A 21137-nucleotide genomic window follows, 5' to 3' on the forward strand; every position below is an offset into this window, starting at 1 on the left:
GGTGAGGATCCGCGGAAGTGCTCTCCGGTGGTGCCGACGACCGACCCGTTGGCGGATGTCCTCCTCGGTCGTCGTCGGCGGCGTGGCGGTGCTTCTCCCACCGCCTCATGACGTGCTCCCCGCGGTGGAACGCGGTCGGTTCACCTCCCGGCACGGAGCCACCGCACCTGCTTGCCGAACATCCCGCTCAACCGCCGGACGGGCCGCTGCCGCTCCGCGTCCAGGGCCGCGAGCACCGAGACCGCGCCGGTGAGGGTCGGGATGAGCCACCGGCAGGCGCCCAGTTGCCTTTGGATGCGCGCGACCTCCGACGAGGTGGGCGTCACCGCGGTGGTGCCGCCCTCGACCGCGGTGCCGTCGACGGCGTGCAACCTCCTGCCCAACGCCCCGCTGTAACCGGTGACCGCCAGCGCCGCCCCGGTCAGGACGAGCTTGGCGGCGGCCTGCAGGGCCACCCAGCGCTGACCGGCGACCAGGTCCCGGTTCGCCCGTAACAGCACCGCCCCGCCCACCAGGTGCGTCCCGATGGCGAGGGCGCTCACCGGCGTCCAGCGCGCCCAGGGGTCGTTGGCCGCCTCCAGCCGCATCGCGGGGTCGGGGATGTCGGCGGCCCCGTCGACGGCGACCGCCCCGGCGAGGGACCCGCCGAACCAGGCGGCGAGCCCGATGTCGTGCATTGCGTGGAGCAGGGTGTCGCGCTTGGACATGATCTTCCTCCGGTTCGGGCCCGCGTCCGTCGGCGCACGCGGGGGTTCATGGGACATCGGCGGCGCGCGGCGAGACGACGGTCGGGGGAGGAACGGTCCCGGTGGTCGGCGGGATCCGTGCTCGACGCCGCGGCGGGCGATGGGTCGCACCGGACCGCGTGACGCCGGCGGCCGGCGGATCCGGCCCTCCACCGCCACCTCCTCCACGGCGTTGGTCGAGCGGACCACCCGCTCCTCCGGACGGGATCGGTCGTCGGGTCGGCGGGCTCAGCCCGTCGGGGCGCGGTGCCCGGCACGCAGGGGCGCGCCGGCGTCGTGCAGGTGGCGCAGGACCTGGGCGTAGGAGGAACGCAGGCCGGCCTTGCTGTAGGGGATGCCGTTGCGGGCGCAGAAGTCCTCGACCACGGGCTGCGCGCGGCGGAGGTTGGGGCGGGGCATGTGCGGGTAGAGGTGGTGCTCGACCTGGTGGTTGAGGCCGCCAAGCAGCGCGTCGACCCACCGGCCGCCGGTGACGTTGCGGGAGGTGAGGACCTGCTTGCGCAGGTGGTCCAGCCGCTGCCCCTTGGCGATGACGGGCATCCCCTTGTGGTTGGGGGCGAAGGAGCAGCCCAGGTAGACACCCATGAGGCCCTGCTGGACCAGGATGAACACGATCGCCTTCAGCGGGGACAGCACCAGGAACACCGCGGTCAGGTACGCGGCCGCCGGGAGGAGTTGCAGCGCGGCCTCCCGCCGGGGGCGCTTGAGCTCTCCCTGCCACAGGGCCTGGAGACCGGAGATCCGCAGCACGACCGCCTCGGCCAGCAGCAGCGGGAAGAACAGGAACGCCTGGTACTTGGTGATCCACCGGTACAGGCCCCGCTTGGTGCCCGCCTGCTCGCGGCTGAAGGCGATGGCGTGGATCTCGATGTCGGGGTCGTGGTCCTCGTGGTTGGGGTTGGCGTGGTGGCGGTTGTGCTTGCCCACCCACCACTGGTAGCTGATGCCGGTCACCCCGCCGTGCAGGTGACCCACGAGGTCGTTGTAGCGGTGCGAGCGGAAGATCTGCCGGTGCCCGGCGTCGTGGCCGATGAACGCGAACTGGGTGAGGACGACCGCGAGGAGCACCGCGGTCAGCACCTGCCACCACGAGTCGCCCAGCAACACCATCGTCGCCCCGGCCGCCGCGAGCAGCAGGACGTTGATCGTCATCCGCGTCGCGTAGTACCCGCGCCGCCTGTCCAGCAGGCCGGCGTCCTTGAGCTCCCGCGTCAAGCGGGCGAAGTCGCTGCCCCGTCTCGCATCGGTGGGTTGTGCCGTGGCGGTGCGTGAGGAAATCATGGACGTCTGCTTTCCGGATGAACTGGTCCACCCAAGCTGTTTTCCCCGGTCACCACGATATCGGCAACCCGGAAGGGCGGAAGCGTGCCCGGAGAGGAAGGGGATTTGGCCGATGACCGGCCTGTTCCCGTTCTCGCCCACGTGTGCCGCGCAGCACGTGCCACCCATCCACCGCAGACCTCCTGATCACGCCTGGTGTGACCACAGGCCGCCGGGGTCCGGGGCGGCATCACCACCGCGAAGGCGCCGCCGAATCCGGGGAGACGCCACCGCGGTCACCTCCACGGTCGCACCCACCGGACGTGCCCGCAACCGGAGTACCCTGGGGTTGTCGCCCCGGTCCCCGGCGAAGCCGATCGGGCTCGATGCGCTTCCACCTGACGAGTCGGGATTTCCCGCACGCAACTCGACACCGCATCGGACACCGCACACAACCACGTGAAGGACGAACCGATGTCGACGACCGAATTTCTGATCGACCCCCTGGCACCCGACACCGAGAGGCGGGCTGAGCAGTCCTGCCCCGTGTGCCCCCATCCGGCGGACACCCACGACTCCCTCTCACGGCGGTTCTGCGCCGCGACCGGGGCGGGCGAACTGCGCCGGGGCTGCCTGTGCCCCGGCGGGTCGAGCAGTGCGACCTACGGCAGGTCGGACGCGGGGAACATCAGCCACCGGGCTTGACGCCGGCGCCGGTGCTCGGCCTCGGCCCCGGCGGGTTCCAGGTCTCGGACCCGTGCCGTGCGAGAGTTCGGGTGGTTGCCCGACCAGGTGGCCGGGAGGTCCCCGGATGGCCCGGTACACCACCGGTCGGTTGGCGCAGGTGAGCCGGTGGATCGCGGAGACGGCCACCGAACTGGACGTGCCCGTCTCGGTCGGCGCCCTCTGGCGAACGGCCGTGGTGCGGTTGGGCGTGAGCGGCGCCGTGCTCACCGTGGACACCTCCGGCTGGCCGGAGATCAGGTACGCCACGGACGCGCTGGGGGAACGCCTGATCGAGTTGCAGGTGACGGTGGGCGAGGGACCGGCCGTGGACGTCTGGCGCGGAGGCGGTCCGGTGCTCGTCACCGATCTCGACGCCCCGTCCAGCCAGGCCCGGTGGCCGATGTTCGCACCGCTGGCGGTCGAGACCGGAGCGGGCGCGCTGTTCGCGCTGCCGCTGTGCGTCGGCGCGATCCGGGCCGGGGTGCTGTCGCTGTACCGGCTCGACGTGGGCCACCTCGACGCCGCGGCGCTCACCGACTCGCCGGCGTTCGCGGAACTGGCCCTGCGGCTGCTGCTGGACGAGCAGGCCGACCTGGACGCGGTGGGCGTCGCCGAGGACGGCCTCCCCCTGCACAGCCCCCACGTGCACCAGGCCACCGGGATGGTCGCGGCGCAGCTGGGCGTGGACGTGGCCGACGCGTTCGCCCACCTGCGCGCACGGGCGTTCGCCGAACAGGTGCCGCTCAGCGGGCTGGCGGCCGACGTCGTGGCCCGCCGACGGCGATTCGACCGCGACGGGGGACGACCGTGAACACGCGCGGAACACGACCGCGCTCTGAGCACACCAGCGGAGGTGGCCGCGATGGACGGTGACCGTCTCGTGGAGGCGTTCGTCGAGTTGGCCGACACCCTGGTCGACGACTTCGACGTCATCGACTTCCTGCACGTGCTCGTGGACCGGTGCGTCGAACTCCTCGACGTCGACGCCGCGGGACTGCTGCTGGCCGACCAGCAGGGCAGGCTGCGGCTGATCGCGTCGTCCGACGAGCAGTCCCGGCTGCTGGAGCTCTTCCAGCTCCAGAACGACGACGGGCCCTCCCTGGACGCGTTCGCCACCGGCACCAGGGTCGGCCACCCCGACCTGGCGGACGCGGGTGAGCGGTGGCCGAGGTTCACCCCGGCGGCCACCGAGGTGGGGTTCGCCGCCGTGGACGCGGTGCCCATGCGCCTGCGCAGCGAGGTGATCGGCGCGCTCAACCTCTTCCGCAACCGGTCCGGTGAGCTGGACGTCACCGCGCTGCGCACCGCCACCGCGCTGGTCGACATCGCCACCATCGGCCTGCTGCAACAACGTTCGATCCACCACCACCAGGTGCTGACCGAGCAGCTCCAAGCCGCGCTGACCAGCCGGGTGGTCGTCGAACAAGCCAAAGGACTTGTCGCCGAACGCCTCGGAGTCGACATGGACACCGCGTTCGCCGCGCTGCGCGGCCACGCCCGCCGGCACAACCTCAAGCTGAGCAGCGTCGCCCAGGACGTCATCGCAGGCGACATCGACACCCCGGAACTCCTCAGCGCGCCCGCCAAGACCAAGCCGCCGCGTGGCTGAGGGCGGTCCGGCGACCGCCTCCTCCGGCGATGCGCACCTGTTCTCCCCGACCGGCACCGGACACCGGACCTGAACGGCACGACCCCCCGCCAGGCACACCCGGCGGGGGTCGTGCCGTGGCGGACCGCGTCATCGGGCGGCGCGCGAGGCGGTGGGTGACGGGCCGGGTCGTCCGGGTCCGCCGCCTATTCCCGCTCGGGCAGATCGGGCAGCACCCTCAGGGCGCGGTTGCTGCGCGGTTCGGTGCGGGTCTTGGCCTGGTCGACCTGGCGGACCAGGTCGTCGCGGACCTCGCCCAGCGCCGCTGTCAGATCGCGCCGCGAGGACGTGGCCACGAGGTGCAGGCGAGGGGTCCGGTTGATCCAGCACTCCAGGGTGACCCGCTGCCCGACGCCCTCGCGGTCCTTCAGGCTGACCTCCAGGTCGATCTGATCGGCCCGGAACGACCGCAACCGCGTACCGAGGGCGTCCAGGTGTCCTACGACCCAGTGGCGTTCCGACACGTGGAACCCGGTCGCGAGCTGGAGCCGCTGGGCGATGACCGTGTCGCCTTCGGGGGTGTCGCGCATGTGCTTTCCGTCCTTCGTGGGTTGCCGTCGGTGTCGGTGTCGGCGCGCGTCAACCGGTAGGAGCACGATGTGGCGAACACCCGGTGGCACCCCGCCGCGTCCGCGTCGCCCTCCCCGGCCGCGCGGCCGGGCTCACACGCGGGCGTGCGGGTACTCCGGTGAACGGTGCTGGAACGAGAGGATGCCGGGGTTCAGGATGGCGCCCCCGCGGATCTCGACCGCGCGCCGGACGACCTCGCTGGAGTCCCAGTCGCCGGTGAGGACGGGGCGCAGGTGCGGGAGCAGCGCTTCGCTGATCTCCCAGGTCGCCGAGTTCCACAGGTAGGACGGGCTGTGGTCCACGCCGTAGTAGCGCACGTGGTCGCCCACCTCGAAGTCCGGTTGCGCGAACGAGGTGGGGCGCGCCCACTCGAAGCCCATGCCCGCGTCGCAGGAGACGTCGACGATCAGGGTTCCCGGGGCCAGGGTGGGCAGGTCGTCGTCGACGAGGAACACCAGCGGCGCGTCGGGGTCCTGGAGCACGCAGTTGACGATGACGTCGTGCTCCGCGAGGAACCCCGCCAGCGGGACGTGGCCGGAGTCCGCGGAGACCCGGCTGCGCCGCGGATCGGCGTCGTCGTGCCCGAAGTGGACGATCCGCGCGGAGTGGATCGGCGAGCCGACCTCGGCGACCGCGCGGTTGGTGAGGACGTCGACGTCGTGCACGCCGTGCGCGTTGAGGGCGGTCACGGCACCCCGTGCGGTCGCGCCGAACCCGATCACGGCGGCGCGCAGCCGACGGCCGTAGTCGCCGGTCGAGCCGATCCGCTGCAAGGCGTGCAGCACCGAGCAGTAGCCGGCGAGCTCGTTGTTCTTGTGGAAGACGTGCAGGCCGAACGAGCCGTCGGACTTCCAGTGGTTCATCGCCTCGAAGGCGATGAGGGTCAACCGCCGGTCAACGGCGAGCTGGGTGAGCTCCTCGTCCTGGACGCAGTGCGGCCAGCCCCACAGCACCTGTCCTTCCCGCAGCTCCGCGACGTCCTCGGCGAGCGGCTTGGGCAGCAGGACGACGTCGCACCGGGCGATGAGCTGCTCGCGCGGGAGGAACCCCGCCACGGACGGCGCGAGTTGCTCGTCGGCGACGCCGAAGCGCTCCCCGTAGCCGTGTTCGAGGTAAACGCGATCACGCAGGTCCGCGTCGATCCGGTCCAGGTGCAGCGGGTGGAGGGGGAGCCGGAATTCGTCCTCCTTGCGGGATGTCGCGATGACCCCGAGGCTGAGCTGGTCCACGTGTGTCCTGTTCGTCGGTGGTGGCGACCGCGCTCACGGGGTGCGGGTCGGCGCTGCCGCCGAACGGGACGGCGGTGCGACGGGGAACGTCGGGCCGTTGTGGTGGATCGACGGTTTCGCGGAGAAACGTCACCTCGCACTTCAAGGCTACACGCACCGCGTGCGCCCGCAGGATCAAATCCCGGGTTTAAACCCGAAATCCGCTTCCTGGAGGTCAGCCGCGAATTTTGGCGCCCGGCACACCCAGCGTGACCTGCGGTTTACCGGCTCAACCGCGAACGGGGGCAGCGGAAGAACTGCTCGGCCACATTCCGGTCGATCATGACCTCATTGCTGTAGGATCGAGTTGTCGGGAACATCGCGCACCTGGGCGGTCAAGCCCACGTCGTACTCGGTGAAATGTGGAACCGGCCTCGTTCCACGGCCGGAGACGGGAGTTCCGACATGACGTCGGCGCCCCACTTCCCCGCGGTCCCACCGGCCGCGGTCGTCGAACGACCTCCCCGGCGACTGCGGTTGCGACCGGGGGCGGCCACCGCGGGACACGTCGACGGCGCCCGGTGACCACGTTCCCGGAACCTCGTCGCCGAACTCCCCAGCACACCGCGGACCTGGTCGCGGAGGCCAGGCACCGCCTCGCGCTGCCCGTCGTGCCGTCGACCGTGGCGACACGACGCACGACCGACCTGACCCACATCACCCTCGCCGGCTGGGCAGCAGACAGCGGCCGAGCCCCGGCGCAGACCAGCAGGAGCACCTCATGACGGCATCGCCCCACCTGTCCTCGTACGAGCGCAGGGTCGAACTGGTCCGGGAAACGCTGTCAGCGCATTCCGAGATCGGCGGGAAGGAGGCACGGGCTCTTGCCGTGCACGTCCTGGAAGCGCTGGACCACATCCCGGAGAAGATCCGCTGATCGTCGACCGGGTGTGCTCGGACTGCCCGAGCGCACCCGCTGTCGAAGGGTCGTGCACGAGCACCCGGCGATCCCGTCCCGCGCACGCGGTGCGGTCCTCACCGGCGCCGCCGACGCCGTGCCCCACCCCACCCGAAGGGTATTTGTGCTTCGCACGTACGGTTTCCTGAGCACGTGCCCGCCCGCGCGGTGCGGCCCGGCGACGTTCACCGCCGCCCTGCTGCACCACCTGACCGCGGTGACGCCCGGCAGCGCGGGCCGGGTGGTCCGCGTCCTCGCGGAGCCGGACCGCGAACCCGCCGTCGCGGACGGGGCGGCGGTGGCGCACCGGATGGCCCCCGGCGCGGTCGAGGCCGCGGCCGAGGTGCTCAACGACTGCGACGTGGTCGTGGTCCAGCACGAGCACGGGATCCACACCGGTCGCGACGACGAGGACGTGCTCGGCGTGCTCGCCCGGCTGAGGGTGCCGGTGATCGTCGTGCTGCACACGGTGCTCACGGCGCCCGCGCCCGGCCGGCGGCGGGTGCTCGACGAGGCCATGGGGTACGCCGACGCCGTGGTGACCACGTCCGAGGCCGCGCGCCGCCGGCTCGTGGACGGCTACACCGTCGAGCGGCCCGGTGAGGTCGTCGTGATCCCGCACGGCGCGCTCCCCGTCGAGCCGCCCGCCCGCGAACCGTCCACCGACAGGCCGCTGATCCTGACCTGGGGCCTGCTGAGGCGCGGCAAGGGCATCGAGTGGGCCATCTCCGCGCTGGGTGCGCTGCGCGACCTGAAGCCGCGTTACCTGGTGGCAGGCCAGACCCACCCCGAGGTGTTGGCGCACGAGGGCGAGGACTACCGCAGGAACCTGCGCAACCGCGCCATCGCGTGCGGCGTCGCGGACCTGATCGAGTTCGACCCGACCTACCTGGAGGTGGACGCGCTGGCGGAGCTGGTCCGCCGCGCCGATGTCGTCCTGCTCCCCCACGACTCGTCCGAGCAGGTCACCTCCGGCGTCCTCCTCGAAGCCCTGGCCGCTCGCAAGCCGGTGGTCGCGACCGCGTTCCCGCACGCCGTCGAACTGCTGGCGGACGGGGCCGGACTGCTGGTGCCCCACCGCGATCCGGCCGCCATCGCCGCGGCGCTGCGCCGGGTGCTGACCGAACCGGGACTCGCGGCCGGGATGAGCGACCGCTCGACGAGCCTCGTCCCCGCGCCGAGCTGGACCGCGGTCGCGAACCGGTACCGGGACCTGGCGGACGACCTGCTCGCCGCCCGCGTCGTCGTGACCACGTGACCGGCCCGAGGTCGACGAGTCCCCCGCGGCCGTGGTGCCGAGTGCGGCGGCGACCACGTGCGCCCGGAGCTGTTCACCCCCGATCGGCTCGTCAGCGCGGGCGCGCCACCCGGAGGTAACCCACCAACCGCTCGGCCAGCTCCACCGGGTGGCTGGTCGCGACGCAGTGCGCGCCGTCGATCTCGTCCGCTTCCACGCCCAGCCGTTCACGCGCCACCCGGCGCTGGAAGTCCGGCGGGAAGAACCGGTCGTCACGGCACAGCAGCACGCGGGTCGGCACGTCCGGCAGCGCGTCGAGCGGCCACGGTTCGTCGGACTCGGCGCTGACCTGTGGACGACCGCGGGACAGCGCCAGGGCCGCCGCGTCGGCCGGGACGCCGGTGTAGAACGTCTCGGCGTCGTCAAGGCCCTCGGGTCCCTCGAAGCCGGTGTTGGTCCACCAGTCGCCCGGTTTCTCCCCCGGCGCCGGGATCATCCCGGCGAGGAAGACCAGCAGCCGCGCCGGCAGCCGCGCGCACACGAGGGGCGCGGTGAAGCCTCCGTAGGAGTGACCGACGACGACCAGGTCCCGCCGGTCGCCCACGGCGTCGACCACGGTCCGGGTGAACTCGGGGAACCCCGCGGTCGGGTCGTCGATCGGCAGGTCGGGCGCGACCACGTCGTGGCCGCGCCGGCGCAGTTCCGGTTCCAGCAGTTCGAAGTCCCGGTAGCTGCCGCCACCGCCGTGGATCAGTACGAAGGTGCTCATGCGGCACAGCGTGCCGTACGGGTCCGACATGCACGTCCGCCGCTCCCCGCGGGAAGTTCCGCGACCCGATGACCGCGGTGTCCACCCCGTTCGACCACGCCGGAGGCGGGTCCGCGGACGTGATCGGGATGCGACCACGTCTGCGGACCCGCGTGGGATCAGCCGGCGCAAGGGGCCTTGGCCGCCTTCGCCGCGGTCAGGAACGCTCCCCTGTTGTTCGGCCAGAACAGGCTGTCCACGCACGAGTACTGCGGGAAGAAGCCGCCACAGCTGCCGCTGCCCGAGCCGATCTCGAACGTGTAGCTCGCGATGCCCAGGTTGCCGTGGGTGAAGTCGTCGGTCGTGCCCGTCGTGTCGCCCTCGGCCACCACGGTGTACCCGTTGGAGGCCGCCATCTTCCCGCCCAGCGCCGCCAGCTGCGACGCGTTCGGGTTCGCGTTCCAGGTCCAGCCCCACGGCGGCATGACCAGGTTGCCGTAGCTGTGGACCGTGATCATCACACCCCTGGTCGTCACCGGCGCCGGCTCGGTGTCGCCCGGACCCCGCTGGTCGGGGAACAGCTGCTTGAACCACGCCTCGACCGCCCTGGTCTCCGGCTCCGAACCGGCCGCCGTGCCCTGGTAGGTCTCGCCGCACCGGCTCGTGCCCGCGCCACCCCACTTGAACGTGGAGTTGCGGTTCAGGTCGACGCCGTAACCCGGCGCCGGGCACGACGCGCCGGTGTCGTTGGCGTTCTTGCGCTGCATCAACGGCCGGCTGCCACCGGAGGCGACGATGTCCACGCCGTCGGGGTTCACGACCGGCACCACCCACAGCTCCGTGGTGTCCGGGATCGACGTCACTTCGGCGTCCGTGCCGTAGCCCCGGGTGACGTGGTCGATCCACCGCCACGCCAGTTCGCCCGTCGCCAGTTCCCGCGCGTGGATCTGCGCGATCATCGCGAACCGCGGCTTGGCCGAGTTGGGGCTCAGCGCGCAGTCACCGGCCTGCTTCCTGGTGATGCAGATGGCCCGGCTTGTACACCGTGTCGACCCTGCCCGGCCGGTAGCCGAGGGCGGTCAACCTGTCGGCCACGCGCTGGTCGCCGACCACCTGCACGGCGCCGTCGACGCCGTGCTCGACGCCGAACCCCGCCGCTCGCAGCTCGCGTTCACCCGCTCCCGGGACCTGCCAGTAGTACGGCGTGGTGTCGGGCGGTTGAGCCGCCGGCGCGTTGCCCCCGAGGAGCAACAGCACCGCCGCGGCAAGAGCTGTCCGGACCTTCATCGACAGACCTCCAGACCAACCGGCGGCCGAGGCGGGGTAACGGTGGGCCGCCTCGCCTGACGCGAGTAGGGGGCACCTCGAACCCCGCCGAAAAGGGGTGCGCGGCAGCCGGGGCGGGCATCGGCGCGAGGCGCCGGGCCGACCGGTCCCCGCACGTCGGTTGACCGCGAGGCGTCGTACGGCCTCACCGCCGGCGCCGCCTGAGCACCGGTCCCCGAAGCGCTCGTCGGCCGGGCGGTCGTCGCGCCGGCACGGGAGCCGACCGCGGCAAGCCCGAGGTGTCGACGGCCGGCGAACCCGGTGTCCGCCGGTCACGGCCACCAGCGGAGCACGTCGTCCAAGGCGCGCAGGCACTCCTCGGCGGTTCGCCACCCGCCGTGCCGGACCAGGTGCGGCACGGCCGCCGTGAGCACGGTGACCAGGCCGGGTCGGTCGAAGCCGGACAGCAGGCTGCGCAGCGGCGGCAGGCCGGTGACCTCCTGCTGCCACGACACCCGCGAGGCCGCCCCGGCGGCCAGGGCCGCCGCCGTCACCCGTGCCCTACCGCCCTCCGGCGCGAACCGCGCCGCGGCCGGCAGCGCCCGCAGGAAGGTCGCGGTCGCGTGCGCCGCCGAGTCCGTGAAGTCCCGTCCCGGCAACGCGACCTGCGCGGGCAGCACCAGCACGGCCGCCGCGCACAGCCGCTCGCGTTGGGGCTCGTCCAGTTCGGGCAGCACCCGGGCCAGCACGTCGGGGAACCACCGCAGGTCCACCAGGGTCACCAGCAGGTCCACCAGCCGTTCCCGCTCCTCGGTAGTCATGGCACGGGCCAGCAGCGCGACCGGGTGCGGCCGGGCCAGGGCGGGGTCGACGACCAGGTCGGCGAACGCGACCCGGACCGCGTCCCGGCGGGCCTGACCGGTCAGCCGCCCGGCGACGGCGGCCAGCGGCAGGCCGCGGTACCGGGCGTCGAGGTCGGCGGCGGCCGCGTGCACACCGGTCACCCGGTCGGCGGCCACCCAGGGCGCGGTCATCGCCAGGTAGCGGGCGAACCGGTGGTCCGGGGCGTTGCGGATCCAGCGGTCCTGCGCCTTCCAGAACCGGTTGGAGACGCGGTCGTCGCCCAGTTCCGAGCCGAGCGCGTGCCAGGTGTCCAGCGCGTCGTCGTCGTTCGGCAGCAGCACGGCGTCGTGCAGTCGGGCGTGCAGCTGCGCCGTGGTGAACGCGCCGCGCAGGGCCGTCGTGCGGCGCGCGTGGCCGGAGTCGGCCGGGTCCCGCTCGACGGGGGCGAGTCCGGCCGCCTGCCGCAGCAGGCGGACCCGGTCCTCCTCGGGCACCGCGGTGGCCAGCGCGATCACCACGTCCGCCCGGTCGGCCGGCGGGAGGTCGGCGGCCGCCGCCTCCACCCGCGCGCACAGCGCCGGCCGCCGGGCGCGGGAGACGTGGCCGAGCAGCGCCGCCGGCAGCAGCACGTGCGGGCGGGCGTCGCCGATCACCTCCACCGCGTCGGCGGCCTCCTCCAGCGCCTCCTCGTCGGTCACGCTCGCGACCAGCGCCTCCAGCGCGTCGGCCCGTCCCTGTCCACGCCGGCCAGCAGCGCGAGCGCGGTCAGCCGGGAATCGTGGTCCAGGTGGGGTGCGACCGCCCGCAACGCCTCGGCCCTCCGCCACCCGTGTTCCGCCGCGACCTGGTCGAGCGCTTCCCGGCGCAGGTCGCGGGCCTCGCGTGGCGGCACCCGGCCGGCCAAGGCGGCGAGCACGGCCGCCCGGTGCCGGGGCTCCAGCCGGCGGGCCTCGTTCCGGACGGTGGCGGTGTGCTTCGCGTCGACGTGCGCGGCGAGCGCGGCGAGCGTCCCACCGCGCAGCAGGTCGAACCGCTCACCGGGCTTGGGCAGCGCGCAGCGCCTCGGCGACCACCGCCGACCGGCAGGCCTCCGGCACCGCGCGCAGCACCGCGGCCAGGGCCGAGGCCCGCGCCCAGTGCGGTTGGGCGCGCAACCCGACCGGCCGGTTTCGGCCGACCGCGCGGGCCAGGCCCAGTGCCCGCGTCACGGCCGGGCCGTGCAGGAACTCGGCCAGCGCGGACAGCACCGGCACGTCCGGCACGTCCGGCTCGTCCGACCGGTCCACGTGGTCCAGGGCGACGTCCAGCGCCGCGGCCACCGCCGGCCCGTCGACCAGGGGCACCAGGGCGCGGACGTGCTCCGGGCCGCCGAGGTCGGCCTGGACGCCCAACGAGGTGAGTTCGTGCGCCAGGTCGGCGGCCACCCACGCCGGTTCGAGCCTTTCGGCGGCCAGCCGCAGCACCAGCGCCCGCCGGGCGAGCTGCCGATACCCGAACGGTTCGGAGTAGCGCGCCACCACCGGGTGGAGCGCGGGCAGCACCCGCGCCGGGACGTGCGGGATCAGCCCGGCCAGCGCCCGCGCCTGGTCGGGCAGCTCCAGCGCCTCGGCGACGGCCCGCTCAGCCTCGTCCGGGGTCAGCGCCGGGGCGAGCGCGACGAGCACGTCCGCCCGGTCCCGCGACCCGTCCACCGGCAGCAGGTCGGCGACCAGGCGGGCCCGGTCGCCCTCGGACAGCAGCGGGGCGAGCAGCGCGGCCGTCCGGTGCGCTCGGCCCGACAGGAGCGGGCTGATCAGCGCCAACGCCCGCGCCGCGTGGTCCGGGTCGAGGCACGGCTCCTCGTCCCACCGCGCGCGGGCGAGCGCGGCGACCAGCTCCACCCGCGCGGCGTAGTTCTCCACCGCCCGCACCCGGGCCGGCGCGGCGCGGGGCCGCCACCGCCACACCCGGCCCTCCACCAGCGCGCGCAGCAGACCCGGCCGCACCCCGGTGACGACCGACTCGACGCTGCCGTCCATCAGGGCGTAGCGGATCTCCCTGCCGATCGGCCGCGCCCGGCCGCCCTCGGCCAGTTCGGCGTCGGTCGCCTCGGCCGCGAGCCGCCGGCCCAGCGCCGGCGACGCCCGGCAGTCGGTGAACGTGCCGTGCGCCTCGTGCGCCCTGAACCACGCGGTGGAACCGTCGCGCGGCGCGGTCAGCAGGCCGTGCAGCTCCTCCACGGCGTCGAGTTCGGCCAGGTGCCCCGCCAGGTTGCGCAGCCCGTACCCCTCCTCCAGCCCGCCCAACCCCGCCGGGTCGCGGTCCAGGGCGGCCAGGTAGCGGTCCGCGATCCGCCGCCGGGTGGTCGTCGCGGTCGTGGCCAACAGGTCCAGCCGGGTCTCGTCGCCGGTCATCCCACCGTCCGGGCGGACGCCGAGCAGGTAGTCCCGGGCGCTGTCGTGCAGCGGGGCGAACCGCCCGCCCCGGTCGTCCGCGAACGCCCGCAGCCGCCCGGACACCAGCGCCCGCGGGTCCGGCGCGCCGGACAGCGCGACCACCGCGTCCAGGGTCAGCGGTTCCGGCGCGCAGGCCGGCACGCTCAGCACCGGGACCACGTCGCCCTCGTCCATCAGCTCGTCCAGGGTCTCGCTGTAGTAGGCCCACAGCCCCTCGGGCAGCGCGGCGAGCGCGTCCGGCTCCCTCAGTCCCGCGCGCACCTCGGCCGGCACGTGCCGCAGGAAGATCCACACCCCGCCGCACCACCGCGTCAACTCGTCCTGGAACCGGTCCACCGGCAGCTTCGCCTCGACCCGCCCCCGCAGGACGTCGTCCGCGGCCAGCACCTCCGCGACGTGCCGCCGGACGTCGTCCAGGGTGGCCTCGTCGGTGGGATCGATCCGCACGTGGCCGTGCCGTTCCTGCCGGGCGTGCAGCGGGACGCCCTCGCGGACGGTCGCGATCACGTACGCGTTGTCGGGCAGGCTGGTCGGCAGCGCGAGCGGCAGGGCCGCGCCCTCGGCCGCCCGGTCCAGTCCGTCGACCGCGAGCACCAGCCGATGTCCTTCCCGCGCCGCCGCCCGCGCCGCCGCGTGCAGCACCTCCTGGAAGCCCACCGGGTCCGCGGTGGTCTCCGGCTGGTGGGGGCAGGCCGTACCGGCTGATCAGCCGGGTGCCCAGACCGCGCAGCGCACCCGCGACCGTGCGCCGCGACGGCAGGCTGGTGACGAAGTGGCTCGGCAGGTCCCGCTCCCGGGCCAGCGCCGCCAGGAACGTGGTCTTGCCGACCCCGGTCTTGCCCTCGATGAAGAAGTAGCCGCGCGGCCCGTCCTCCAGGAAGCGCTCGACCCGGGCGCGCAACCAGGGCCGGCCGGTCACGCGCACGCCGTGCAGGTCACCGAACACGTCCGGGAACCCGTCGACGATCCGCGCCCGTGCCGGCCGCCCGACACCGCGCACCCCGCCTCCCCGTCCGGGCCGGAGGTGCGGAACCGGGCGAGGCCGCACGACGCACCACCAGGCAGAAAGGACTTGTGCGGTGAGTGCGGGAACCCCCGTTCGGCCGTCTTGACGGTTCGCGTCGAGAACCACTAACGTTCGCGTCAAGTATTTCGCAAATTTTACACGAGCAGCTCCTGCGGAAACTTCCACGCGGGCCGGTGCGCACATCGGGCTCCTCTGTTCGAATACCTCGACACACGGCTCGTCACCTCCTGGGGGAATGGATGCGGCTTGTCAAAGCAATCGCGGTGACCGCTGCCTCGATACTGCTCGCGACCTCGCAGACCACGGCTTCCGCAGAGCCGGCGCCACCTCCGGAAGTCATCACCCCCACCAGCGAGAAGGCATCGGGCACAACCGCGTCCATCGCCCCCGAGCAGCGGGCGGCCATTCTCGGAAAATCGTGGGAGCAGTCGCGCGATCGCGTGGTCGTGGGCAGCGGCGACAGCAACGGATTTCACCTGATGACCGCCGACGCCACCACCGGTTATCGTTGGGTGACCACAGCCACGCTGATCGAGCCGGCCTTCGAGACCGACGCCTGGATCGGCAACGTGTGCGTTACCGGCTCCGGTACGCGCGCGGTCGTCGTCTACGCGCCCCGCACCTTCACCAACCGCGCCGACCTGGCCGACCGCGGTGGCTTCGTCGCCGTCGTCGACCTCCCCACCGGCGCGGTGCGGAAGCTGCCGTTGCAGGTCAGCCTCGCGTACTTCAACCCCGGGTGCGGCCAGGGCGAGACCGCCGTGCTGACCCAGGGCACCGGCGAGGACCTCGACAGCACCCGGATCTTCGAACTCGACACCGACACCGGCCGGCTCGCCACGCCGATCGTCGTGCCCGGCCAGCTCACCTCGCCGGTGCCGACCCCCCACGGCATCGTCGCGGCCGACTCGGGCGCGCTCGTCCGGGTGGAGCGGGACGGCAAGCGCCGCGTCCTCGCGCCCGCGGTCGGCGTGCCGTTCCGCGTGGCCGCCGACGCCGACGGCGGTGTGGTGTTCATGCAGCAGGAGAAGGGCGACAACGCCTCGGTCCGGCGTGCGGTGGTCGCCGCGCGTGGCGTGGCCGAGGTCGAGACGCTCGCCACCGGCGGCCTGATGGACATGAGCGTCACCAGCGGGCGGGGCGGCAAGGTGTTCGTGACCGGCCGCAAGACCACCGCGGTCGCCACCACCTCGCCCAACGTCGCGATCGTCGACGTCACGACCGGCGCCACCCCTTCCCTCGACGGAGAGGTCGCGGTGACCTCCGTCAAGCGCGTCCACGCCGTCGACCCGAGGGCGCCGCGGGTCGACCCGCTGATCCCGCAACAGGTGGAGATCACCGCGAAGTCCCTCGTGACCGGTGCGGAGTTCACCCTCGACACGCTCGCGAAGGGGTCGGGGAACGAGGGGTCGGCGCTGAGCCCCGCGCTGGTCGAGGCCGGCGGTGACGACCTGGCCACCCGCGCCCTCGACGACGATCCCGCGGACGGCGACACCCGGTACTGCTCGGTCGCCCGCAACGACCCCCGCAACCAGGCGATGCAGCCCAAGCCGAGGCAGGTGGAGTGGGCCGTCGACCAGGCGATCACCAACTCGCTCACCGTGTCGAGGCCGGCGAACTGGAAGAACCTGGGAATGCCGGCCTACACTCCTCAGGGGCTGTTCCCGCCGCGCGCGCTCACCGGCGGCGGCAGGGTTCCGGCACAGGTGATGCTCGGCATCACCGCACAGGAGTCGAACATGTGGCAGGCCGCCCGCTTCGCGGTGCCCGGCGTGACCGCGAACCCGCTGATCGGCAACTACTTCGGCATCGACTACTACAACGACAGCTCCGGTGACGACTGGACGATCAACTGGGCCGACGCCGACTGCGGCTACGGCATCACCCAGATGACCGACGGGATGCGGTTGGCCGGCAAGACCAAACCGGGCGAGGTCGCCCTGCCGTACGACTCCCAGCGAGCCGTGGCGCTGGACTTCGCCGCGAACGTGGCGGCGGGCCTGCGCGTCCTCCAGGACAAGTGGAACCAGACCCGGGGCGCCAACCTCGTGGTCAACAACGGCGACCCGGCGCGGATCGAGAACTGGTTCTTCGCGGTGTGGGCGTACAACTCCGGTTTCTACCCCCAGTCCACCGCCGGCCAGAACGACGGCGCCTGGGGCGTCGGTTGGCTGAACAACCCGGTCAACCCGCGCTACCCGGCCAACCGGACGCCGTTCCTCGACGCCTCCTACGAGGACGCGGCCCACCCGCAGGACTGGCCGTACCCGGAGAAGGTGATGGGCTGGGCCGGTCACCCCATCGAGCTCATCGAGACCCCGGGCACGCTCGTCGCCGGTTACCGGCCGGCGTGGTGGCTCACCGAAACCGACCGCTGGATGGTCAAGCCGCCGGTCAACCAGTTCTGCGACAGCAGCAACAACTGCGAGCCGGGCGCCCGGCACACCCCGAACGACCCCGAGGTGATCGGCGAGCCGGCCGGGCCGTGCGCGCACCGCAACGCCGCGGGCAGGTTCGACCTGAAGTGCTGGTACCACGCGTCCAACACCTGGAAGTCGAACTGCGCGACCACCTGCGGCAACGAGCTGCTGCGCTTCGAACCCGGCTACGCCTACCAGGACGACGCCACCAGCTACCCGCCGGTGTGCTCGAACAGCGGACTGCCCGGCAACGCGCTCGTCGTGGACAACGTCCCGCAGTCGGTGCCGGCGGTCCGGCCGGGGTGCACGAGGTCGGTGAGCAACGGCACCTTCCGGTTCTCCTTCAGCGCGGCGTCGAACGGCACCTACCCGGGCAAGATCGACGTGCACCAGCTCGGCGCGGCCTACGGGGCGCACTTCTGGATGAGCAACACCCACCGCGACACCGCCCGTCGGGCGGTCGGGACGTGGCGGCTGGACCGCACGCACAACGGCCCGATGCGACTCATGGCGCACGTCCCCGACCCGGGTGCCCGGACCCGCTCGGCCAACTACGAGGTCAACGCCGTGCGCGGCGGTGGCAGCCGGGTGGTCGACCAGGGCGTCGGCAGCGGCAACCGCTGGGTGAACATCGGCACGTTCATGTTCGACGGCGTCACCCCGACGGTCAGCCTCGGGAACGTCACCCCCGACGGTGACGGCAGCCAGCGGATCGCGTGGGACGCCATGGCGTTCATCCCGGTGCCCGGCACGTTCAAGGAGGAGAGCGTCGAGTCCGTGGCGGTGTTCGACGAGGACCAGAACATCGACACGGAGGCGCCCAGCTCCTGGCTCGCGGGTCCGCTCGCGAACCGGCAGTCGCTGCACGACTGGGGCAACTCGTCGAGTTCGAACATCCTCGGCCTCGGCAGCTGCGCCGGCTCGCCCACGTCGGGCTGCGTGCCGGCGAACCTGCGGACCGCGATGACCGGCTGGCGCAACCAGGTGACCACGGCGGGCACCGATCCCACCAACCACCCGGACGGCACCAGCCTGGGCACGTGGATCGGCTTCGCCCAGCCGTACACCGACCGACCCACGACGGACCAGCGGCCGGGGCACTTCGACAACGACGACCGCATCAAGATCCGGACCAAGGCCACGGTGACCTTCGTCGTCGGACCGGACGGCAAGATCGTCACCGGCAGCGAGTACGCCGTGTACGAGCACCGCACCGGCAACACGCACCTGCCGAAGTTCTTCATGGACTTCATGCGGGCGATCAACTCCGACTACGGCATCGCGCCGCCGGACCTGAGCTACACCATCCAGGACCTCAACGCCCACAACGGCGTGTCGACCAGGGCCACCCCGACGTCCACGGGCATCCTGCCGGGCCGGGCCTACGCCTACGCCGGCAAGAAGCCGGTCCCGGTGGACTCGACCGGCGCGCCGTCGACGGACAACGCGGTCTGCGTCGCGGCGATCACGGTGTCCGGCGGGTCCATCGGCTACCGCCCGATGCTCGGCAACTCCGGCCCGGTGGACAACATGGAGGCGTGGGTGAACCGGCTCGAGGGCGACTCCCGCGTGCCGGACAGCGTCGCCGACCTGGCGGAATCGGTCCGGGAGATGTTCTTCGACGACGGCATGCTCGTCGGCGCCGAGTCCAGCATCTTCACCCAGGCCCCGCCGATCTGGCAGGAGCTCAACTTCAAGGCGTGCGCCGACGGGTCCATCCAGAAGGTCGTGGACCGGCCGCTGCTCCGGGCGAGTTGGATGCCCGACCAGTACCTGTACCACAACGGCAGGGCGATGAACCTGAACGGCGGTTTCTCCAACAGCAACCAGCCGGTCTGGCGCGGTGACTTCAAGAAGTTCAGCGCGCTGCCCGACCCGAACCAGACGTTCCCGCTGTGGCCGAACCCGTACGGGCCGTGCGACGCCGCGACGGACAGGTCGGGCAACCCCTGGGACATCACGGCGGCACCGCCCCAGGACCCGGGCACCAACCCCGCCAGGGCGCACTTCTGCCTGGACCGGAACCTGGCCACCGACCCGTCGCACAGCTGGGGTCAGTGAGCCGCGCATGGTCGTCATCGCGTTGCTGGTCCTCATCGCCATCGCGTCCGTGGCGATCGCGGCACTGAGGACAAGGGGCCCACGAACGAGGGCGGCGTTCCTCCTGCTGCACGTGGTGGTGTCGGTGGTGTTGATCGCCGTCCTCGACGGACCGCGGAACCTGTGGATCATCACCCTGGGGCCGGGCCTGCTCGTGGCCGCGGTCCGCCTGGCCACCACGCTGGTTCACCTAGGACAGGATCGGGGGACATCCGGTGGGTCGCGGTAATGCGCAGCCAACAAACGCCCCCGACCCAAGTTGAGACCAGCATCTTGAATTGATCCTTCCCTGGTTGTTCGGAGTCGGGTTACTGGATGATCACTCATCTCAGTAGCCCGGAGGACAGCCCACGATGCCCAAGCGGTACCCACCCGAGTTCCGGCGCAAGGTGCTCGACCTGGTCGCGTCCGGCCGCCGTGTCGCCCAGGTCGCGGCGGACCTCGACATCAGCGACCAGACGATCTACGCCTGGCGCCGCCAGGAGCTCATCGACAGCGGCCAGATGCCCGGGACGACCAGCGCCGACAACGCCGAACTTGTCGCCGCGCGTCGACGGATCGCCGAACTCGGAGCCCAGGTCGCCGTCCACCGCCGCGCCGCCGAACTGCTCAAGGAAAGCAGCACCCCACAAGGCGATACGAGGCGGTCACGGTGATCGCCTCCGAGGGGCGGTCGATCCAACTCGCCTGCCGCGTGCTCGAGGTGTCCGCGTCCGGCTTCTACGACTGGAGAGGCCGCGCTCCTCGCCGCGGGCGATCCGCCAGGCCTGGCTCGTCGACCTGATCCGTGAGATCCACGTCGAGTCGTTCCAGGTCTACGGCTCCCCGCGGGTGCACGCCGAGCTCACTCTCGGCCGCGGGATCACCGTCGGGCACAACACCATCGCACTTCTCATGCGCCGCAACGGAATCAAGGGTCTGCCCAACCGACGCCACCCACGCCCGAGTCACGACACGCCCACCGCGGTGGACCTGGTCGACCGCGACTTCGCCCGCACCGCGCCGAACCGGCTGTGGGTAACCGACATCACCGAACATCCCACCCGTGTAGGAAAGGTGTACTGCGCGGTCGTGCTCGACGTCCATTCCCTCCGCGTCGTCGGCTGGTCGATCGACTCCAGCCAGACCGCCGCCCTGGCCACCAACGCCCTCGGCATGGCGATCTCGAACCGGTCCCCGCTGTCGGACACGATGATCCACTCCGGCCACGGAGTCCAGTTCACGTCGTGGACTTTCACCAGGCGCGCCAAGGAATCCGGGCTTCTGCCGTCGATGGGGTCGATCGGCGACTGCTACGACACTCAGTCAATGCCATGATCGAACCGTTCTGGGGACGTGTGCAGACCGAGCTGCTCGACCGCCGACGACGGCGCACCCACCTGGAGCTGGCCAACGCCCTGTTCGAGCACCTCGAGATGTTCCACAACCGCCGCCGACGCCACACCGCACTCGGCATGCTCACCCCGATCGAGTACGAACTCCGACACACCAGAATCGCTCCAGCAGCCTGAACTCCAGCAACCCGACTCCGCCAAACAGGGTGAGGATCAGGGTGTGTTTGGACAGCAGAACCGGGGTTTCGGTGGGGCCGGTGGCACCTGGTGGCGCGCCTGCCGACAGCCGGGGCGGCCTGTTCGTCGGCTGACTGGCGGGAGGCGATCCGATCGCCTGCGGGCATCGTCAGGTCTCGTCGGGCTTGAGCACGCGGATGAGTTCCACGACGTCCTCGGAAGGGTGCCACGCCGATCCGCGCGGAACCCAGTCACCCCACGACGGCCGGACCTCGGTGTGTTCCCCGGTGGAGAGCTCCGGGAACACGACGATAACGGCGTTGTTGACCAGCAGGTCGAGACGACCGGCGCGCTCCTCGACCAGTGCCGCGACGGCCGCCCAACGCCCAGGGATCGCCCAACCCCTGCTGTCCCGAGCGATCGCCCGACTCGAA

Annotated in this window: 20 protein-coding genes; 10 read left to right on the forward strand and 10 right to left on the reverse strand. The window is 72.3% G+C overall.

Going from position 1 to position 21137, the window contains the following annotated elements; all coding sequences use genetic code 11:
• Nucleotides 1-140 precede the first annotated feature (140 nt).
• Both Q5530_RS13025 and Q5530_RS13030 read right to left on the reverse strand, forming a co-directional pair.
• A complete protein-coding gene (locus tag Q5530_RS13025) occupies nt 141-707 on the reverse strand; it encodes a hypothetical protein (protein ID WP_415362443.1) in 567 nt (188 codons plus the stop codon).
• Nucleotides 708-974: 267 nt separating this feature from the next.
• Nucleotides 975-1961 carry a fatty acid desaturase family protein gene (locus Q5530_RS13030; RefSeq protein ID WP_415362444.1) on the reverse strand — a complete coding sequence of 329 codons (987 nt, stop codon included), beginning with the start codon at nt 1959-1961 and terminating at the stop codon, nt 975-977.
• Nucleotides 1962-2480: 519 nt separating this feature from the next.
• Between Q5530_RS13030 and Q5530_RS13035 the strand changes: the two genes are divergently transcribed.
• The 3 genes from Q5530_RS13035 to Q5530_RS13045 all read left to right on the forward strand — a co-directional run bounded on the left by Q5530_RS13035 (nt 2481) and on the right by Q5530_RS13045 (nt 4341).
• Nucleotides 2481-2711, forward strand: coding sequence for an RGCVC family protein (locus Q5530_RS13035; protein ID WP_415362445.1), 231 nt, complete (start codon nt 2481-2483; stop codon nt 2709-2711).
• A gap of 106 nt (nt 2712-2817) precedes the next feature.
• Nucleotides 2818-3543, forward strand: coding sequence for a GAF and ANTAR domain-containing protein (locus Q5530_RS13040; protein WP_415362446.1), 726 nt, complete (start codon nt 2818-2820; stop codon nt 3541-3543).
• 51 nt (nt 3544-3594) lie between these two features.
• On the forward strand, nt 3595-4341 hold the full coding sequence (locus Q5530_RS13045) for an ANTAR domain-containing protein (protein WP_415362447.1): 747 nt from the start codon (nt 3595-3597) through the stop codon (nt 4339-4341).
• Between the two features lie 185 nt (nt 4342-4526).
• On the opposite strand, the gene Q5530_RS13050 is transcribed toward Q5530_RS13045, so the two are convergent.
• Nucleotides 4527-4910, reverse strand: a complete 384-nt coding sequence (locus Q5530_RS13050; RefSeq protein ID WP_415362448.1) for an HPF/RaiA family ribosome-associated protein — start codon at nt 4908-4910, stop codon at nt 4527-4529.
• 132 nt (nt 4911-5042) lie between these two features.
• Entirely contained in the window at nt 5043-6179 is a 1137-nt protein-coding gene (locus tag Q5530_RS13055; RefSeq protein WP_415362449.1) for a N(5)-(carboxyethyl)ornithine synthase, read from the reverse strand.
• Nucleotides 6180-6939: 760 nt separating this feature from the next.
• On the opposite strand from Q5530_RS13055, the gene Q5530_RS13060 reads away from it, so the two are divergent.
• Together Q5530_RS13060 and Q5530_RS13065 are read left to right on the forward strand one after the other, a co-directional pair.
• Complete coding sequence (locus tag Q5530_RS13060; protein WP_415362450.1) at nt 6940-7095, forward strand: DUF6307 family protein; 156 nt, start codon at nt 6940-6942, stop codon at nt 7093-7095.
• Nucleotides 7096-7240: 145 nt separating this feature from the next.
• Nucleotides 7241-8374, forward strand: a complete 1134-nt coding sequence (locus tag Q5530_RS13065) for a glycosyltransferase (protein ID WP_415362451.1) — start codon at nt 7241-7243, stop codon at nt 8372-8374.
• Between the two features lie 91 nt (nt 8375-8465).
• Here the strand turns inward: Q5530_RS13065 and Q5530_RS13070 are convergent, their stop codons facing one another.
• The 6 genes from Q5530_RS13070 to Q5530_RS13095 form a co-directional block, all read right to left on the reverse strand.
• Nucleotides 8466-9122, reverse strand: a complete 657-nt coding sequence (locus Q5530_RS13070; RefSeq protein ID WP_415362452.1) for an alpha/beta fold hydrolase — start codon at nt 9120-9122, stop codon at nt 8466-8468.
• Between the two features lie 158 nt (nt 9123-9280).
• Nucleotides 9281-10060: a M14 family zinc carboxypeptidase gene (locus tag Q5530_RS13075; protein ID WP_415362453.1), complete on the reverse strand. Its 780-nt coding sequence runs from the start codon at nt 10058-10060 to the stop codon at nt 9281-9283.
• A 40-nt stretch (nt 10061-10100) separates the two neighbouring features.
• Complete coding sequence (locus tag Q5530_RS13080) at nt 10101-10388, reverse strand: hypothetical protein (RefSeq protein WP_415362454.1); 288 nt, start codon at nt 10386-10388, stop codon at nt 10101-10103.
• A 311-nt stretch (nt 10389-10699) separates the two neighbouring features.
• Nucleotides 10700-11908: a hypothetical protein gene (locus Q5530_RS13085; protein WP_415362455.1), complete on the reverse strand. Its 1209-nt coding sequence runs from the start codon at nt 11906-11908 to the stop codon at nt 10700-10702.
• Nucleotides 11905-12126 carry a hypothetical protein gene (locus Q5530_RS13090; RefSeq protein ID WP_415362456.1) on the reverse strand — a complete coding sequence of 74 codons (222 nt, stop codon included), beginning with the start codon at nt 12124-12126 and terminating at the stop codon, nt 11905-11907. Before Q5530_RS13090 ends, Q5530_RS13085 begins: the two co-directional genes overlap by 4 nt.
• Before the next feature lie 118 nt (nt 12127-12244).
• Entirely contained in the window at nt 12245-14302 is a 2058-nt protein-coding gene (locus tag Q5530_RS13095; protein ID WP_415362457.1) for a hypothetical protein, read from the reverse strand.
• Nucleotides 14303-15151: 849 nt separating this feature from the next.
• Between Q5530_RS13095 and Q5530_RS13100 the strand changes: the two genes are divergently transcribed.
• The 5 genes from Q5530_RS13100 (at nt 15152) to Q5530_RS13120 (ending at nt 20703) form a co-directional block, all read left to right on the forward strand.
• The gene (locus Q5530_RS13100) at nt 15152-19153 is read left to right on the forward strand and encodes a hypothetical protein (protein ID WP_415362458.1); all 4002 of its coding nucleotides are present in this window, start codon (nt 15152-15154) and stop codon (nt 19151-19153) included.
• 7 nt (nt 19154-19160) lie between these two features.
• The gene (locus tag Q5530_RS13105; protein WP_415362459.1) at nt 19161-19421 is read left to right on the forward strand and encodes a hypothetical protein; all 261 of its coding nucleotides are present in this window, start codon (nt 19161-19163) and stop codon (nt 19419-19421) included.
• A gap of 124 nt (nt 19422-19545) precedes the next feature.
• Nucleotides 19546-19848, forward strand: coding sequence for a transposase (locus Q5530_RS13110; protein ID WP_415362460.1), 303 nt, complete (start codon nt 19546-19548; stop codon nt 19846-19848).
• The gene (locus tag Q5530_RS13115) at nt 19730-20509 is read left to right on the forward strand and encodes an IS3 family transposase (protein WP_415362461.1); all 780 of its coding nucleotides are present in this window, start codon (nt 19730-19732) and stop codon (nt 20507-20509) included. Before Q5530_RS13110 ends, Q5530_RS13115 begins: the two co-directional genes overlap by 119 nt.
• Complete coding sequence (locus Q5530_RS13120; protein WP_415362462.1) at nt 20506-20703, forward strand: IS3 family transposase; 198 nt, start codon at nt 20506-20508, stop codon at nt 20701-20703. The genes Q5530_RS13115 and Q5530_RS13120 overlap by 4 nt, the downstream gene beginning before the upstream one ends.
• Nucleotides 20704-21137 lie beyond the last annotated feature (434 nt).

Origin of the sequence: Saccharothrix sp. BKS2 (assembly GCF_047689505.1) — a bacterium.
In the GTDB taxonomy this organism is placed as follows: Bacteria; Actinomycetota; Actinomycetes; order Mycobacteriales; family Pseudonocardiaceae; genus Actinosynnema; species Actinosynnema lopnurensis.

Coding starts and splice junctions, on each gene's coding strand:
- Q5530_RS13040 (WP_415362446.1), top strand. CDS start 2,818: ATGGCCCGGTACACCACCGGTCGGTTGGCGCAGGTGAGCCGGTGGATC.
- Q5530_RS13025 (WP_415362443.1), bottom strand. CDS start 707: ATGTCCAAGCGCGACACCCTGCTCCACGCAATGCACGACATCGGGCTC.
- Q5530_RS13035 (WP_415362445.1), top strand. CDS start 2,481: ATGTCGACGACCGAATTTCTGATCGACCCCCTGGCACCCGACACCGAG.
- Q5530_RS13075 (WP_415362453.1), bottom strand. CDS start 10,060: ATGATCGCGCAGATCCACGCGCGGGAACTGGCGACGGGCGAACTGGCG.
- Q5530_RS13105 (WP_415362459.1), top strand. CDS start 19,161: ATGGTCGTCATCGCGTTGCTGGTCCTCATCGCCATCGCGTCCGTGGCG.
- Q5530_RS13100 (WP_415362458.1), top strand. CDS start 15,152: ATGACCGCCGACGCCACCACCGGTTATCGTTGGGTGACCACAGCCACG.
- Q5530_RS13060 (WP_415362450.1), top strand. CDS start 6,940: ATGACGGCATCGCCCCACCTGTCCTCGTACGAGCGCAGGGTCGAACTG.
- Q5530_RS13080 (WP_415362454.1), bottom strand. CDS start 10,388: ATGAAGGTCCGGACAGCTCTTGCCGCGGCGGTGCTGTTGCTCCTCGGG.
- Q5530_RS13120 (WP_415362462.1), top strand. CDS start 20,506: ATGATCGAACCGTTCTGGGGACGTGTGCAGACCGAGCTGCTCGACCGC.
- Q5530_RS13045 (WP_415362447.1), top strand. CDS start 3,595: ATGGACGGTGACCGTCTCGTGGAGGCGTTCGTCGAGTTGGCCGACACC.
- Q5530_RS13070 (WP_415362452.1), bottom strand. CDS start 9,122: ATGAGCACCTTCGTACTGATCCACGGCGGTGGCGGCAGCTACCGGGAC.
- Q5530_RS13050 (WP_415362448.1), bottom strand. CDS start 4,910: ATGCGCGACACCCCCGAAGGCGACACGGTCATCGCCCAGCGGCTCCAG.
- Q5530_RS13110 (WP_415362460.1), top strand. CDS start 19,546: ATGCCCAAGCGGTACCCACCCGAGTTCCGGCGCAAGGTGCTCGACCTG.